General features: G+C 68.1%; 16 protein-coding genes. 5 read left to right on the top strand and 11 right to left on the bottom strand.

Features of this window, described 5'->3' with window-relative positions:
• Nucleotides 1–46: 46 nt before the first annotated feature.
• The gene (locus BS38_RS0109900) at nucleotides 47–409 is read right to left on the bottom strand and encodes a thiamine-binding protein (RefSeq protein ID WP_028270655.1); all 363 of its coding nucleotides are present in this window, start codon (nucleotides 407–409) and stop codon (nucleotides 47–49) included.
• 113 nt (nucleotides 410–522) lie between these two features.
• On the opposite strand from BS38_RS0109900, the gene BS38_RS0109895 reads away from it, so the two are divergent.
• A complete protein-coding gene (locus tag BS38_RS0109895; RefSeq protein ID WP_028270654.1) occupies nucleotides 523–1158 on the top strand; it encodes a TetR/AcrR family transcriptional regulator in 636 nt (211 codons plus the stop codon).
• Nucleotides 1159–1211: 53 nt separating this feature from the next.
• Here BS38_RS0109895 and BS38_RS0109890 read toward each other — a convergent pair whose 3' ends face one another.
• From BS38_RS0109890 to BS38_RS24870, 3 genes are all read right to left on the bottom strand, one after another.
• On the bottom strand, nucleotides 1212–1550 hold the full coding sequence (locus BS38_RS0109890; RefSeq protein WP_028270653.1) for a hypothetical protein: 339 nt from the start codon (nucleotides 1548–1550) through the stop codon (nucleotides 1212–1214).
• Between the two features lie 13 nt (nucleotides 1551–1563).
• Nucleotides 1564–2283 (bottom strand): GAF and ANTAR domain-containing protein, encoded by a 720-nt coding sequence (locus tag BS38_RS0109885; RefSeq protein WP_028270652.1) that lies wholly within the window; start codon nucleotides 2281–2283, stop codon nucleotides 1564–1566.
• Between the two features lie 78 nt (nucleotides 2284–2361).
• A complete protein-coding gene (locus tag BS38_RS24870; RefSeq protein WP_051628826.1) occupies nucleotides 2362–3099 on the bottom strand; it encodes a GAF and ANTAR domain-containing protein in 738 nt (245 codons plus the stop codon).
• A 168-nt stretch (nucleotides 3100–3267) separates the two neighbouring features.
• On the opposite strand from BS38_RS24870, the gene BS38_RS24865 reads away from it, so the two are divergent.
• Nucleotides 3268–3516, top strand: a complete 249-nt coding sequence (locus tag BS38_RS24865) for a hypothetical protein (protein ID WP_043438273.1) — start codon at nucleotides 3268–3270, stop codon at nucleotides 3514–3516.
• Nucleotides 3517–3580: 64 nt separating this feature from the next.
• On the opposite strand, the gene BS38_RS24860 is transcribed toward BS38_RS24865, so the two are convergent.
• From BS38_RS24860 to BS38_RS0109855, 4 genes are read right to left on the bottom strand one after another with little or no spacing between them, the layout of a single operon-like run.
• Nucleotides 3581–3898 carry a hypothetical protein gene (locus tag BS38_RS24860; protein ID WP_043438270.1) on the bottom strand — a complete coding sequence of 106 codons (318 nt, stop codon included), beginning with the start codon at nucleotides 3896–3898 and terminating at the stop codon, nucleotides 3581–3583.
• A gap of 52 nt (nucleotides 3899–3950) precedes the next feature.
• On the bottom strand, nucleotides 3951–4262 hold the full coding sequence (locus tag BS38_RS0109865; RefSeq protein WP_028270651.1) for an AzlD domain-containing protein: 312 nt from the start codon (nucleotides 4260–4262) through the stop codon (nucleotides 3951–3953).
• A complete protein-coding gene (locus BS38_RS0109860) occupies nucleotides 4259–5014 on the bottom strand; it encodes an AzlC family ABC transporter permease (protein WP_028270650.1) in 756 nt (251 codons plus the stop codon). The genes BS38_RS0109865 and BS38_RS0109860 overlap by 4 nt, the downstream gene beginning before the upstream one ends.
• Nucleotides 5011–5487 carry a DoxX family protein gene (locus BS38_RS0109855; RefSeq protein ID WP_028270649.1) on the bottom strand — a complete coding sequence of 159 codons (477 nt, stop codon included), beginning with the start codon at nucleotides 5485–5487 and terminating at the stop codon, nucleotides 5011–5013. The genes BS38_RS0109860 and BS38_RS0109855 overlap by 4 nt, the downstream gene beginning before the upstream one ends.
• A 137-nt stretch (nucleotides 5488–5624) precedes the next feature.
• Between BS38_RS0109855 and BS38_RS0109850 the strand changes: the two genes are divergently transcribed.
• Together BS38_RS0109850 and BS38_RS0109845 are read left to right on the top strand one after the other, a co-directional pair.
• On the top strand, nucleotides 5625–6533 hold the full coding sequence (locus BS38_RS0109850; protein WP_028270648.1) for an ABC transporter ATP-binding protein: 909 nt from the start codon (nucleotides 5625–5627) through the stop codon (nucleotides 6531–6533).
• Complete coding sequence (locus tag BS38_RS0109845; RefSeq protein ID WP_081818863.1) at nucleotides 6530–8182, top strand: ABC transporter permease; 1653 nt, start codon at nucleotides 6530–6532, stop codon at nucleotides 8180–8182. The genes BS38_RS0109850 and BS38_RS0109845 overlap by 4 nt, the downstream gene beginning before the upstream one ends.
• A 15-nt stretch (nucleotides 8183–8197) precedes the next feature.
• On the opposite strand, the gene BS38_RS0109840 is transcribed toward BS38_RS0109845, so the two are convergent.
• Nucleotides 8198–9097: a glycerophosphodiester phosphodiesterase gene (locus tag BS38_RS0109840; RefSeq protein ID WP_028270646.1), complete on the bottom strand. Its 900-nt coding sequence runs from the start codon at nucleotides 9095–9097 to the stop codon at nucleotides 8198–8200.
• A gap of 50 nt (nucleotides 9098–9147) precedes the next feature.
• Between BS38_RS0109840 and BS38_RS0109835 the strand changes: the two genes are divergently transcribed.
• Nucleotides 9148–10497, top strand: a complete 1350-nt coding sequence (locus BS38_RS0109835; protein ID WP_028270645.1) for a DUF445 domain-containing protein — start codon at nucleotides 9148–9150, stop codon at nucleotides 10495–10497.
• Between the two features lie 162 nt (nucleotides 10498–10659).
• On the opposite strand, the gene BS38_RS0109830 is transcribed toward BS38_RS0109835, so the two are convergent.
• Both BS38_RS0109830 and narI read right to left on the bottom strand, forming a co-directional pair.
• Nucleotides 10660–11883: an MFS transporter gene (locus BS38_RS0109830; RefSeq protein ID WP_028270644.1), complete on the bottom strand. Its 1224-nt coding sequence runs from the start codon at nucleotides 11881–11883 to the stop codon at nucleotides 10660–10662.
• A 46-nt stretch (nucleotides 11884–11929) separates the two neighbouring features.
• Nucleotides 11930–12727 (bottom strand): respiratory nitrate reductase subunit gamma, encoded by a 798-nt coding sequence (gene narI, locus BS38_RS0109825; protein WP_028270643.1) that lies wholly within the window; start codon nucleotides 12725–12727, stop codon nucleotides 11930–11932.
• Nucleotide 12728: the final 1 nt, after the last annotated feature.

The raw sequence follows: 12728 nt of genomic DNA, 5'->3' as shown, positions 1-12728 counted from the left end.
TCGCAGTTGCCCTTGCTGCGTGGGAAGCACCAAGGGCAGGCCGGAATTAGCCGGCGTCGGCGATGGCGCTTTCCAGCCGCTCCACTTTGGCGGTGAGCTCGCCGGAGTACCCGGGGCGGATATCAGCCTTGATGACCAGTGACACGCGGCTGCCGAAACGCCCTACAGCTTCGGTGGCCTGCTTCACCACGGCGAAGACCTCATCCCACTCACCCTCGATGGTGGTGAACATGGAGTCCGTGTGGTTGGGGAGGCCGGAATCCCGGACAATCTTCACGGCGGCAGCGACGGCGTCGTGGACCGAAGCGTCTGCGGATACCGCGTCGGAAACGGCACCGGAATCAGAGGCGGATTCAGCGCTGAGGTGAGCCGGCTGGCCGGAGGGTGCAACTGAGAATGCGAGCAACATGGACCCAGTCTGCCACAGCGGAATTCCTCGATACATTCGTCATATAGGGAGTACATTCGCGGCTACCAATCAGTAACCCGGGCGCTCAGGCCCAGCGTTGCTAACCTTGAAAAATGAACCTCGCAGTGGAACGCAAGCCCCTCCGTGCGGATGCTGCGCGCAATGTGGACAAGATCATCACCGCCGCCCGCAACTGCTTCCGTGAGTACGGCCCGGAAGTACCGTTGCAGACCATCGCCGTCACGGCCGGCGTCGGACCCGCAACCCTGTTCCGGAACTTTGCGGACAAGGAACAGCTGGTTCTTGCCGCGCTCAACCGCCAGCTCCGGCTGATGGTGGACCCCGTGATCGACGACGCCCTGGCCGGCCCCGATGCCGCCGACGGGCTGTTCCGCGTGATCGATGCGCTGATGGCAGCCGCCAGCGAGGATGCCAACCTGCTCGGCGCAGTGGCCGGACGCCGCGGCCTGCTGACCGGAATCACCGGCAGCCTCTTTGAGTCCGTGGCCGTCCTGCTGGGCCGCGGCCAGGGCCAGGGGACCCTGCGGACTGACATCTCCATGACTGACGTGATCCGCCTGCTGGCCATGCTGATCGGCGTCGTGGACACCATGGAACCCGGGTCCGATGCCTGGCGCCGCCCCGTGGCGCTGGTGGAGGACGCCATCCGCACGGAACGGCCCCACCGGCCGCTGCCTCCCCAGTCGCCGCTCCCGGGCACGGCCTTCGATTCGATCGTCCTGCCCTGAGTCTTCCTCGGGCGTAATTTCCGTCGGGCCGTAATTTCTATCGGGCCGCGGGCTCAGTCGTCCTGCCCTGAGTCTTCCTCGGGACGGTCCGTGTCGTCATGCGGCCGCTCGTCATGGAGCCGGCCGGCGTCCTCGGACCCGCGGCTGTAGGACGCCCTGCCGTCGGGGGCATGGATCTCGTCCAGGCGCTCGTTCAGGGCGTGCGCCAGGATATCCCGCTGCAACGCAGGCAAGGCGATGGCACCGTGGATGTAGGCTTCGACTTCAAATTGGCCAGCGATGCCGCCAATGCTGAAATACCTCAGCCACAGCTCCTCGACGCGCAGGTCAGCGTTCCGGAGCATTTCCTCAAAGCGGAGCCTTTGCTCATCTTCGTCCTTGCCCAGGGCCAAAACGCACCCCCGCTCACCGGGGCAGCTGGGTGGAGGACACCAGCTCGACGGATATGTCACGGAGCGACCTTTTGGCCCGCCGAGACTCCATCAGCAGGTCCTGCATGGCCGTGTCCTCGTCAAGTCCGTGGCGGGCCATCAGAATTCCCTTGGCCACGGCAATAATTTCGCGGTGGGCCAGGGCGTCGCGAAGGTCCTCACTAATCATCCGGGCACTCTCGCGGGCCTGGGCATTGATCAGGAAGATGGTGGCCTGCGCGGCGAAGAGTTCCAACAGGCGCACGGTGGCTGGGCTGAAACTGTTCTCATCACGGGCGTAGAGCTTGACGGCGCCCAGCGCGGAATCTCCGGTGAGCAACGGTGCGCTGACGGAGGACCGCAACCCCAGCTCGGTGGCCGCACTGGCCCACGCCTGCCAGCGGTGGTCGTTGCGGACGTCGCTGACCAACACCGGTTCGCCGCTCGCCCAGGCGAGGAGGCAGGGACCCTGGCCCAGGTCGTACTGGCGCGCGTCGGCAACCTCCACCAAGGTGTTGGAGGCACTCGCCGTATGTTTCCGGCCGTCGGCATCGATAAGTGTGACGCCCGCGCCCGCGGCGCCGGGCACGGCCGCTTCCGCAGCAGCGGTGATCAGCTCTAGGGCCCTGGATACCGTCTCGTCCGTCAGCAGGAGCTCGGAAGCACGGGCAAAGATTGCCGCCAGTTCGTCCGCGAGGGGTAGTTTTACCGCCATGGCCGCACCCACTCCACTGCTTTGCCGCCTTTCGCGAGTTGACCGGAACCCTTAAAAGCATAGCCTCAGGCGGGTCCGTTAGCCGGTGAAGTGGGTGGTGTCCGGCGCCGTATCGAATTTTCGCAGCAGGTCCTCGGCCACCACGCGGAGCTTGACGTTGCGGTTGCTGGAGACCTTGCTCAGGATGGCAAACGCTTCGGCCTGCGAGCAGCGGCTCTGTCCCATCACAATTCCCGAGGCAAGGTTGATGCTGGTGCGTGACTTCAAGGCCTCGAGAAGGTCGTCGTTGAGGTCCTTCGAGGCGCCGATGCGCACGGCCAGCCGCAGGGCTTTACCGGCCCGGGCCGCGAACGCTTCGCAAATGACGATGGCCTCGTCGTCGAACGCTCCTGCTTCCGGCGCGAAAAACGACACGGACGCCGCGGCCTCCGGATCCAGCCGCAGCGGGAGTGACAGGACACTGAGCTGGCCGGCCCGCATCACGCCGCGGTTGTAGCGCGGCCAGCGGGAGTCGGTCCGGGCATCGGGCACGGAAACCGTAGCCCCGGACTCCACGGCGGCCAGCGGAGGGCTCTCGCCGGTAGCCTGCTGAATCTCCTCAAGCAGCCTCGCCCCAGGTCCGCTGCCGGCGGACGTCACGGACCGCCGGGAGCGCAGCAGGGTCACGGCGCACAGCACGGGAAGGCCCGTCGTCTTCCCGATGAAGCCCGCCGAGAACTCACACAGCTCCCGGAGGAAGTCCTGCACATCGGCACTCTCGAGGACCAGGTCCTGCAGCCGTTCCGCCAGGTACTGGCCCAGCCGGGCGCCCGTCACGGCCCGCCGCCGCTTCTCGAATCCCCTGCTCGACGGCCCGAGGCCGCGAGATTGTGGTGGCCGTCACACAATATTAGAATTGTGGAGGTTACGCAGTCAGCCACCGTTTCTCGTTTTGGAGTTCGACATGGACTACGGACTACGTTCACCTTCCCTTCCGGTACTGCCATGACCCGCCAGCAGCTTGCCTTGCTCATGAACGGCGACGCCGACCCGCTGCTGGTCATCTCGACGGCCAGCACGTCGGAACTGCAGGCACTCACAGACGCCCTGTTCAGGGACCTGGATACGTCCCACCCGGTGTTCGGGGCGCAGTTCTGGTACGACCTGGCGTTGGAAGAGTTGGACAACAGGAACAACGGAGCCTCCCCACAGGCCGACGACTTGGCTGTTTCAGATGAGTTTGGCGCGGCCTAGGCAACGCTGTTCGGCCTATGGGCAACGCTAATCGGCCCAGTCGCACCGCTCGGCCCAAGCAGCGTCACTCGGCCGGCCTGGTGCCGGCCTCCCGCTCGCCTTCCGCGGCGTGTTCGTCCGCGGTTTCCGGGGCTTGACCTTCGGGAGAAGCTTCCTCGTGCCCATGCGGCACCGGCACCTCCTTGTGGTGGGCCTTCATGTGCGCTTCGTGGAGCTGGTCCGCTTCCTGCAGATGCTGCTGGAGCTTCTCCTCGGCATCGCGGCGGCGGCGGGACATCTCGCGCATTTCACGGGTGGATTCGGATCCAGGCGATGGCACATAGGGCCTGGATTTGGGGTCCTTTGCGGCAGCAGGAACCGCAGGCGCTTGTTCTTCGCTCATGGTGGCATCCTGCCACAGCACGGGCGGACCTACTAGGGCCGAACGGCCGTCATCAGCTCCAGCCCAGCAGCCGCAACCCGGCCGCAGCTCCGGCTCCGGCCAGGACCACCACCAGGAAAGGGGCCCGGAGCCACAGGGCGATTCCGGCTGCGGCGAGGGCGCCAATCCGGGCGTCCAACGCCAGGGCCTGCCCCGATGCCACCGCGTTCACGATGGTGAGGGAAGCCAGCAGGCCGATGGTCATGGTGCCCGCAATCCGGGACATCCGCGGGTTGCGCAGCAGGCTGGCCGGGACCAGATAGCCAAGGAGCTTCCAGCCGTAGCCCAGGAGGCAGGCAAGCAGCAGCCACATCCACAGGTTCATCTGCCGGCCTCTTCTGAATGCGGGTCCTGACGCGGGTGTTGGTGGTGCTCGGCATAGGGATCCACGTCGGGCTCCAGCCCCTCATCGCTGCGGCCGTGGCTGAACCAGCCGATCGCCGCCGCCACGAATGCCGCGATCAGGATGGGAACTCCCGCGGGTACGAACGGCACGGCCAGCACCGTTGCCAGCGCGCACACCACTGCGATGGCCACCGGCTCGCGGCCCTTGAGCCGCGGCCAAAGCAGGCCGAGGAAGGCCGCCACAGCGGCGCCGTCGAGCCCCCATTGCTTGGGGTCCCCCAGCGCGCTGCCCGCCAGCGCCCCGACCGCAGTGAAAATGTTCCAGAGCACGAAGATGCCGATGCCGGCCGTCCAGAATCCCCGCTTCTGTTCGTCGGGGTCCGTCTGCCCGGTGCTGGTGGCCGTTGATTCGTCGATGGTGACGTGGGCGGCGGCGTATTTGCGCCACCCGCGCGGTTGCAGCAGCGCGTTGAGCTGCATGCCGTAGATGCCGTTGCGCATGCCCAGGAGCGTGGCCGCGCCCATCGCCGCCACTCCGGATCCGCCGCCGGCCACCACACCGATGAACGCGAACTGCGAACCGCCGCTGAACAGCAGCAGGCTGAGCGCCATGGTCTGCCAGAAATCAAGCCCGGATGTGACGCCGAGAGCCCCGAAGGAAACCCCGTAGAGGCCGGTGGCGATGCTGATGGACAGCCCCACCCGCACGGCCGGAGACTGCAGCAGCTTCACTGCCGCGCCCCGGGAACGCTCCGAGTCCCGGCGGGACGGAACGGCTTTCGCAGGCTCCAGGCCCAGAGGATCAGCGGCACCTGCAGCGGAAGCCGGGCGGTGTGCACCTTCCGCTGCCCCGGCGTTCCGGCCGGACCGTACGCTCGGCGCAGTGCGTCGGCATGCCCGGCGACGAAGGCCGTAAACATGGCAGTAACGCCCCACGCGGCCGGTTTGCGGGTGGCCGGGATCAGGAGCCCGACGGCGGCGCCCGCCTCGAGCAGGCCGCTGAGCGCCACCCATTCGTCCCGGGTCATCACCGCATACGGGCCGTTGGGCCGGGCGCCGGAGTCGTCACGGCACAGGAAATCGGGAACCACTTGGTAAAAGAATGCGGGTTCGCGGAAATGCTTCATGGCGCTGGCCAGCAGCAGGGCGCTCAGGGCAGTCGCTGAGAGGGTCTGGGTGGCCCGGCCGGACCAGGTGAATGGCATGGATCCATGCAACCACAGGCGCTGACGCCCCCGTTAACCGCGGGCGCGCCGCCCCTGCGCGAAAGGACAGGGTGGCAACGGGCGGACGGGACTTTCCGCCCGGGTCAGGACGCGCAGCGCGGCGTAGCTTATTGACTATGAGCAACGTGGTGGAAATGACCGGCGTCGTCAAGCGTTTCGGAACGGTAGCTGCCCTCGACGGCCTCGACTTCCAGGTCGCTGCCGGCGAGGTGCATGGCTTCCTGGGTCCCAACGGGGCCGGCAAGTCCACCACGCTGCGGCTGCTGCTGGGCATGCTGCGGGCCACCTCGGGGTCGGCCAGGGTGCTGGGCCTTGACCCGTGGCACGACGTTGCCACGCTGCACCGCCGGCTGGCGTACGTACCCGGGGACGTGGCCCTGTGGCCCAACCTGACGGGCGGCGAGGTGATCGACCTGCTAGGGCGGCTCCAGGGCGGCCAGGACCGTGCCCGGCGTGACCGGCTGCTGCAGACTTTCGACCTTGACCCCACCAAGAAGTCCCGCACCTATTCGAAGGGGAACCGGCAGAAGGTCGCCCTGGTGGCCGCCCTGGCCACCGACGCCGAGCTCTTCCTCCTGGACGAGCCCACCAGCGGGCTGGACCCCTTAATGGAGGATGCCTTCCGCGGATGCGTCCGCGAGCTCCGCGATCAGGGCCGCACCATCCTGCTCAGCAGCCACATCCTCAGTGAGGCCGAGGCGCTCTCGGACCGGGTCAGCATCATCCGGGCCGGCCGCGTGGTGGAGTCCGGGCCGCTTGCGCAGCTGCGTCACCTGACCCGGACATCGGTCACGGCCGACGTCGCAAGCGTGCCCCCGGGCCTGGACCTCCTGCCCGGCGTCCACGACGTTGTGGTGACGGACCACCGGGTCAGCGCCCAGGTGGATCCGGCCGGGCTGGCCCCGTTCCTGCAGGCCCTGACGGCCGCGGGGCTGCACGCACTGACCAGCCAGCCGCCCACGCTGGAGGATCTGTTCCTGCGCCATTACGGGCCGGCCGGATCGCTCGAAACGGCACGGCGATGACCGGGACACTGGACCGAGGCGACTCGCCGGCCGGCAGGACGCGGACCCGGCCGGCGATGACCGGGACACTGGCCGGCACCGGCGTCCTGGTCCGGCTCGCGCTCCGGCGGGACCGCTGGCTGTTGCCGCTCTGGATCCTGGGCTTCGCCCTGATCGCTTACTCGACGGCGGCGGCCGGCGCCGAGCTGTACCCGGATGAGCCCAGCCGGGTGGCGGCCGCCACGGCACTGAACGCTACGGCGTCCATGGTGGCCCTCTTTGGGCGGATCTACGATCCGGCCTCGCTTGGCGCCCTGTCGCTCATCAAATACACCGCCTTCATGACCGCCATCCTCGCGGTGTTGATGGTCATCCTCACCATCCGGCACACCCGCGGAGACGAGGAAAGCGGGCGGCTGGAGCTCCTGGGCGGCGGACGGCTGGGCCGTGACGCGCCCCTGGTGTCCGCCCTGGCCATCAGCTTCGCCACGAGCATCCTGACCGGGCTGTTGTCGGCTGCGGCGCTTTCCCTCGGCGGCTTGCCGGGCCCCGGATCACTCGCCTTCGGGCTGGGCTGGGCTGCTACGGGGATGGCGTACAGCGCCGTGGCGGCCCTGGCTGCGCAGCTGACGGCCAGCGCCCGGGCCGCTACCGGGCTCAGCATCGGCGTCATTGCCGTCACGTACGGCATGCGCGCGGTGGGCGACCTCGCCGAGCCCGGACCGTCGGTGTGGTCCTGGCTTTCGCCGATCGGGTGGAACCAGCAGGTGCGGGCCTATGCCGGGGACCACTGGTGGGTGCTGTCACTGCCCCTTGCGCTCTGCGCCGTCCTTGTTCCCGCGGCGTTCGTCCTCCGCGCGCAGCGCGACCTCGGTGCCGGCCTGCGCGATGAGCGGCCCGGACCCGCCCGCGGACAACTCTCCGGGGTGCTGGGCCTCGCCGTCCGGCTCCAGTACCGGGTCCTGCTGGCATGGTGTGTGGCGTTTGTCCTCTTCGGAGTGGTGATCGGCTCCCTCGTCGGCAATGTGGCGGACTTCCTGAGCTCGCCCGGCGCCCAGGACCTGATGCGCGCCCTGGGCGGTCCGCGCGCCCTGACCGACGCGTTCCTCGCCGCCGAGATCAGCATCATGGGAGTCATCGCGGCCGCCTACGGAATTTCCGCCGCCAACCATCTGCGGAGCGAGGAAACGGCCGGGCACACCGAAGCTCTGCTGGGCACTGCCACCACCCGGCTCCGCTGGGCCAGCAGCCACTACGCCGTGGCGCTGGCAGGGGTGGCGCTGCTGCAACTGCTGACCGGCCTCTCGATCGGCATCGGGGCCGCGTCCGCCGTCAACGACGGGGAACTGGTGCCCCGCTCCCTGGTGGCGGCCCTGGCCCAGATCCCGGCTGCCTGGGTGCTCACCAGTGCCGCGCTGGCGGTGTTCGGTTGGCTGCCGCGGCTGACCGGTGCCGTCTGGGTGCTCCTGCTGGGACTTATTGCACTGGGTGAATTCGGGGTGCTGTGGAACGCACCGGAATGGCTCATGGAGCTCTCGCCGTTCCGGCACACCCCGCTGCTTCCGGTGGACGCTGAAGGAATTCCGGCGCTGGCGGCCCTCACGATTACCGCCGCGCTGCTCGGCGCGCTGGGCTACGCCGGCTGGCGCCGCCGGGACCTGGCGGCCTGAGGTTCCCCTTCCCGTTCAGCTGACGGAATGACTGCTTTCGCCGAGCCGGGCCAGCACCTCGGCCGGCCGGTTGGTGGTGATTTCGTGGATGCCCACGTCCCGGCACAGCGCCACGTCCTCCTCCGAGTCCACGGTCCACACCCTGAACCTGCGGCCGGAATCCATCCAGCGCTTCACGGCGCGGGCGTGCTGGCGCACGTAATCGATGCCCGGTCCCGCCAGCCGCACTTCGCAGTCGTTCAGGATCCGTTCGCCTTCCACCTGGGCGGCCCGCATAACGTTCGCTACGGCCCCGCCGGTGATAACCCCCAGCCCGAGTTCTTCCCGGACTTCCTCCACCTTGATGTCGTCCACCAGCTGGCAGATGAACTCGGCCGGAACAGTCTTGAGCAGGTGCTTGATGGCGTCCGGGCTGAAGCTCATGAAGGACACGGAAATGTTGTCCACCCGTGAAGTGCGGGGATCCCAGCCTTCCGATTCCAGCACCTCCAGCACCCGGTCCTCCAGTGCCAGCAGGTACGGGCTGGGATGCTTGAGCTCAATGGCGAGCCCGATGTCCCGGCCGGCCGCCCGGAGGATGTCCAGCAGTTCCGGCAGCGTCAGCAGCTGGTCGAACTTTCCGCCGTATTCAAGGGGAATCCGGGCGCCCTTCCACGAGGAAAAATCCAGCAGCCGCAGTTCATCGAGGGTCCGGTCAGCCACGGGGCCGGTGCCGTCCGAGGTGCGGTCCAGGTTCGCGTCGTGCAGCAGGACCACGTGCTGGTCCCGGCTGAGATGGACGTCGCATTCCACGCCGTCGGCCCCGTCTGCAATGGCCTGGAGATAGGCGGCCCGCGTGTGCTCGGCGAAGGCGGCGCTGGATCCCCGGTGGGCGTAGACCAGCGGCCGGGTGGGGGCGGACTCGTCGGTAGTCATGCTGACACGTTAGCGGACGCCCGCGGCGGATGCGGGACTAGGCTGGGCACATGCAGGTGAACAGTGAACAAACCACCCGTCCCGCTGCAACCAGACCTCCGCATGCCGGCACAGCAGGTACCGGCTCCGGCGCCGGTGCCGCCGTCGACCGGGGCCTGGGCAGTGATGCCGAAAAGGCCGCCGCGCTGCGGAAAATGAAACTCCTGGCGCTGGGGCTGTTGATTATCATGGCAGTGATCTTCGTGTTCGCCTTCGCGCTGCAGAAGCAGTACCCGTGGCTGGAGTACGTGCGGGCCGCGGCTGAAGGCGGCATGGTGGGCGCGCTTGCGGACTGGTTTGCCGTGACGGCGCTCTTCAAGTACCCGATGGGGATCAAGATCCCGCACACGGCCATCATTCCCCGCCGCAAGGACCAGATCGGCGCCTCGCTGGGCGAGTTCGTGGAGACGAATTTCCTCTCCGAACAGGTGGTCCAGGAAAAGCTCGCCTCGGTGGACATCGCCCGGAAGGCCGGCGCATGGCTGTCCGGTCCCGGCGGTGCCGAGCGCGTGGCCAAGGAGGGTGCCGCCGTCATCCGCGGAGCGTTCAAGGTACTGAACGACGACGACGTCCAGGCCGTGATCGAGTCCATGGTCCGCAAGCACCTGCTCACTCCGCCGTGGGGGCCTCCGGTGGGCCGGCTCGCCGAGCGGATCTTCGCCGACGGGCACCACCACACCCTGGTGGACCTGCTGGTGGACCGGACGGTGGACTGGGTCCGCGACAACCACGAGACGGTCAGCAGGCTGGTTTCGGACCGGTCCCCGCAGTGGGTTCCGCAGTTCGTGGACGGGCTCGTGGGAGACAAGGTCTATGTGGAGATCCTCAAGTTCACCAAGGCCGTGCAGGCCGATCCGCAGCACCAGGTCCGGCAATCGATCGACACGTACCTCACCTCGCTTGCGCAGGACCTGCAGCACGATCCCGTGATGATCGCCCGGGCCGAGGGCATCAAGGCGCAGGTGCTGGGCGACCCCGAGGTCCGCGAACTGGCCTCCCGCACGTGGGGCACCATCAAGGCGGCGCTGCTCGGCGCCGTCGACGATCCCCACAGCGAACTGACCGTCAAGTTCAAGGCGGCCGTGCACGACTTCGGCACCCGGCTGGTGGTGGACCCCGAACTGGCGGGCAAGGTCAACGCGTGGATCGGCGACGCCGCGGGCTACCTCGTGAAGACCTACCGCTCAGACATCGCGGGCGTGATCACGGACACCGTGGCGCGCTGGGATGCCGAGGAGACCTCGCAGAAGATCGAGCTGCAGGTGGGCAAGGACCTGCAGTTCATCCGGATCAACGGCACCGTGGTGGGCGCCCTGGCCGGTCTGGCCATTTTCACGGTGGCGCACCTGGCCTTCGGCTGACGAACCAAGCACCCAGCGCCCAGCGCGAACGGACACTTAAGCACCACTGCCCAGCGCGAACGGACACTTAAGCACCACTGCCCAGCGCGAGCGGACACTTAAGCACCCCCCGCCGCGCTTCGGGAGGGGCCGCAAGTGTCCGTTCGCGCTTTCTGGGCCAAGCTACGCCGGCACCGCTTTTGCCCTCGGCCGGCCCTGCACCGCGAAAACCGTAAACACCAGTGCCACGAGCGCCGTGACCACCAGCAGGAGCAGGCCGATCGAGTAGCTGTGGGTCGCGGCGTCGTACGTTGCCCCCATGACGAGCGGCGGGAAGTAGCCGCCGAGGCCGCCCGCCGCGCTGACCACGCCGCTGATGCTGCCCACTTTCCCGTGCGGCGCCAGCACGCCCACCCAGGCGAAAACCCCGCCCGCGCCCAGGCCGAGGGCCGCAGCCATGGCGACGAATGTCAGGCCCGCCGGGACCTCGCCGTCGGGCTGCAGGTTCACCACCCATGCGAGGACCGCGACGGCGGCAAGCGAGACGATCACCACCGGTTTGGGCCCGAGCTTGTCCGCGAGCACGCCGCCCACCGGCCGTGCCAGCACCGCGGCGAGGGCGAACCCTGCCGTGCGCGCACCGGCGCCGCTCGGATCGAAGCTGTACACGTCGCGGAGGTACGTGGGCAGGTAGGTGGCAAAGGAGACGAAGCCGCCGAAGACGACGGCGTAGAGGAAGCACATCTTCCAGGTGACCGGTGTTTTGGCGGCGTCCAGGAGTTTGGGCAGCACCGGGGCGTTGCTGCGGGTCCAGCCCGGGGATTCCTTCATCAGGAACCAGACCAGGGCCGCCATGACGGCAAGGACCCCGGCGATCAGCAGGTGCGTCGGGAAGTATCCGATGGAGGCGACGAGCCGGGGGTTGAGGAAGGCGGCCAGCGCCGTTCCGCCCATGCCGGCACCGAAGACGCCGGTGGCGAAGCCCCGCCGGGACGGTTCGTACCATCCGCTGACAAAGGGGATTCCGACGGCGAACACGGTTCCGGCGACGCCGAGCAGCAGGCCGGCGCCCAGCACCAGCGCGAAGGAGCGCAGGGTTCCGCCGACGGCCACCAGCAGGATCGGCACGATGGCGGCAAGCAGCACGAAGGTGAACATCGCCCGGCCGCCGTACCGGTCCGTCAGGGTTCCGACGACGATCCGCCCCAGCGAGCCGACGAACACCGGCATGGCCACCAGGACGCCGGTGGTGGCCGGGTTGAGCTGCAGGTTCTGGGTGTAGAAGGCGCCGAGGGTGGCCACGGAGTTCCAGGCCCAGAAGCCTGCCACGGACGCCGCGGTGGCCAGCACCAGGTTCCGGGTCTGGCCCGTGGAAGCGGACGTTGGGGACGGTGCTGTTCCAGCCACTGTTCACTCCTTTGGATTCAGCCGGTTTTGGATGGGCCCGGCCACTTCAGCGGTTACGGGTGTCCCTGTCCCGGGTTCCCACGGGCGCCCAGCCGCGCCGGGTGGCTGCGTCCCGCGAGCGGTAGACGATGTAGGGGCGGAAAAGGTAGTGCAGCGGTGCCGTGAACGCGTGGACCAGCCGGGTGAACGGCCAGATGACGAACAGGGCCATGCCCACGAGGGTGTGCAGGTGGAAGGAGAACGGCGCCGCCGCCATGGCCGCGATGTCCGGCTGCAGGACGAACAGCGAGCGGAACCAGGGCGCCACGGTCTCACGGTAGTTGTGCCCGTGCTCGCCCTCGAAGACGCTGGCCAGGGTGGTCCAGAGGCCGAAAACGATGGCGGCGGTGAGGACCACGTACATGGTCTTGTCGTTCGTGGTGGTGGCCATGAACACCGGCCCGGTGGTGCGGCGCCGGTAGATCAGCAGGATGATCCCGCCCAGGGTGCCCACCCCCGCAATCCCGCCCACAAACAGGGCATTGAAGTGGTAGAAGTCCTGGCTCATGCCCACCGCCTGGGTCCACGCCATGGGGATCACCAGGCCGAAGAAGTGCCCGGCAATCACCGCCAGCAGGCCGAAATGGAACAGCGGGGACGCAATCCGGAGCATCTTCGATTCGTACAGCTGGGAGGACCTGGTGGTCCAGCCGAACTGGTCGTACTTGTAGCGCCACACCAGGCCGCCCACCAGCACCACCACCATGACGTACGGCAGGACGCCCCAGAGCGCGGTGTCCAGGGCGGTGATTTCGACGGCGGATCCGGGCTCGGCTTCGAAGGGCGCCGTTTCAAGAGTCACCATG

It is taken from the genome of Arthrobacter sp. UNC362MFTsu5.1 (genome assembly GCF_000685965.1).
Taxonomy (GTDB): domain Bacteria; phylum Actinomycetota; class Actinomycetes; order Actinomycetales; family Micrococcaceae; genus Arthrobacter.
Note: the sequence above shows the minus strand (reverse complement) of the source record. Positions and strands in the feature narration are given on the sequence as shown.

Excerpts from the sequence above, each read along its gene's own strand:
- BS38_RS0109900 (WP_028270655.1), bottom strand. The coding sequence starts at position 409 with ATGTTGCTCGCATTCTCAGTTGCACCCTCCGGCCAGCCGGCTCACCTC.
- BS38_RS0109895 (WP_028270654.1), top strand. The coding sequence starts at position 523 with ATGAACCTCGCAGTGGAACGCAAGCCCCTCCGTGCGGATGCTGCGCGC.
- BS38_RS0109885 (WP_028270652.1), bottom strand. The coding sequence starts at position 2,283 with ATGGCGGTAAAACTACCCCTCGCGGACGAACTGGCGGCAATCTTTGCC.
- BS38_RS24865 (WP_043438273.1), top strand. The coding sequence starts at position 3,268 with ATGACCCGCCAGCAGCTTGCCTTGCTCATGAACGGCGACGCCGACCCG.
- BS38_RS24860 (WP_043438270.1), bottom strand. The coding sequence starts at position 3,898 with ATGAGCGAAGAACAAGCGCCTGCGGTTCCTGCTGCCGCAAAGGACCCC.
- BS38_RS0109865 (WP_028270651.1), bottom strand. The coding sequence starts at position 4,262 with ATGAACCTGTGGATGTGGCTGCTGCTTGCCTGCCTCCTGGGCTACGGC.
- BS38_RS0109855 (WP_028270649.1), bottom strand. The coding sequence starts at position 5,487 with ATGCCATTCACCTGGTCCGGCCGGGCCACCCAGACCCTCTCAGCGACT.
- BS38_RS0109850 (WP_028270648.1), top strand. The coding sequence starts at position 5,625 with ATGAGCAACGTGGTGGAAATGACCGGCGTCGTCAAGCGTTTCGGAACG.
- BS38_RS0109845 (WP_081818863.1), top strand. The coding sequence starts at position 6,530 with ATGACCGGGACACTGGACCGAGGCGACTCGCCGGCCGGCAGGACGCGG.
- BS38_RS0109840 (WP_028270646.1), bottom strand. The coding sequence starts at position 9,097 with ATGACTACCGACGAGTCCGCCCCCACCCGGCCGCTGGTCTACGCCCAC.
- BS38_RS0109835 (WP_028270645.1), top strand. The coding sequence starts at position 9,148 with ATGCAGGTGAACAGTGAACAAACCACCCGTCCCGCTGCAACCAGACCT.
- narI (WP_028270643.1), bottom strand. The coding sequence starts at position 12,727 with ATGGTGACTCTTGAAACGGCGCCCTTCGAAGCCGAGCCCGGATCCGCC.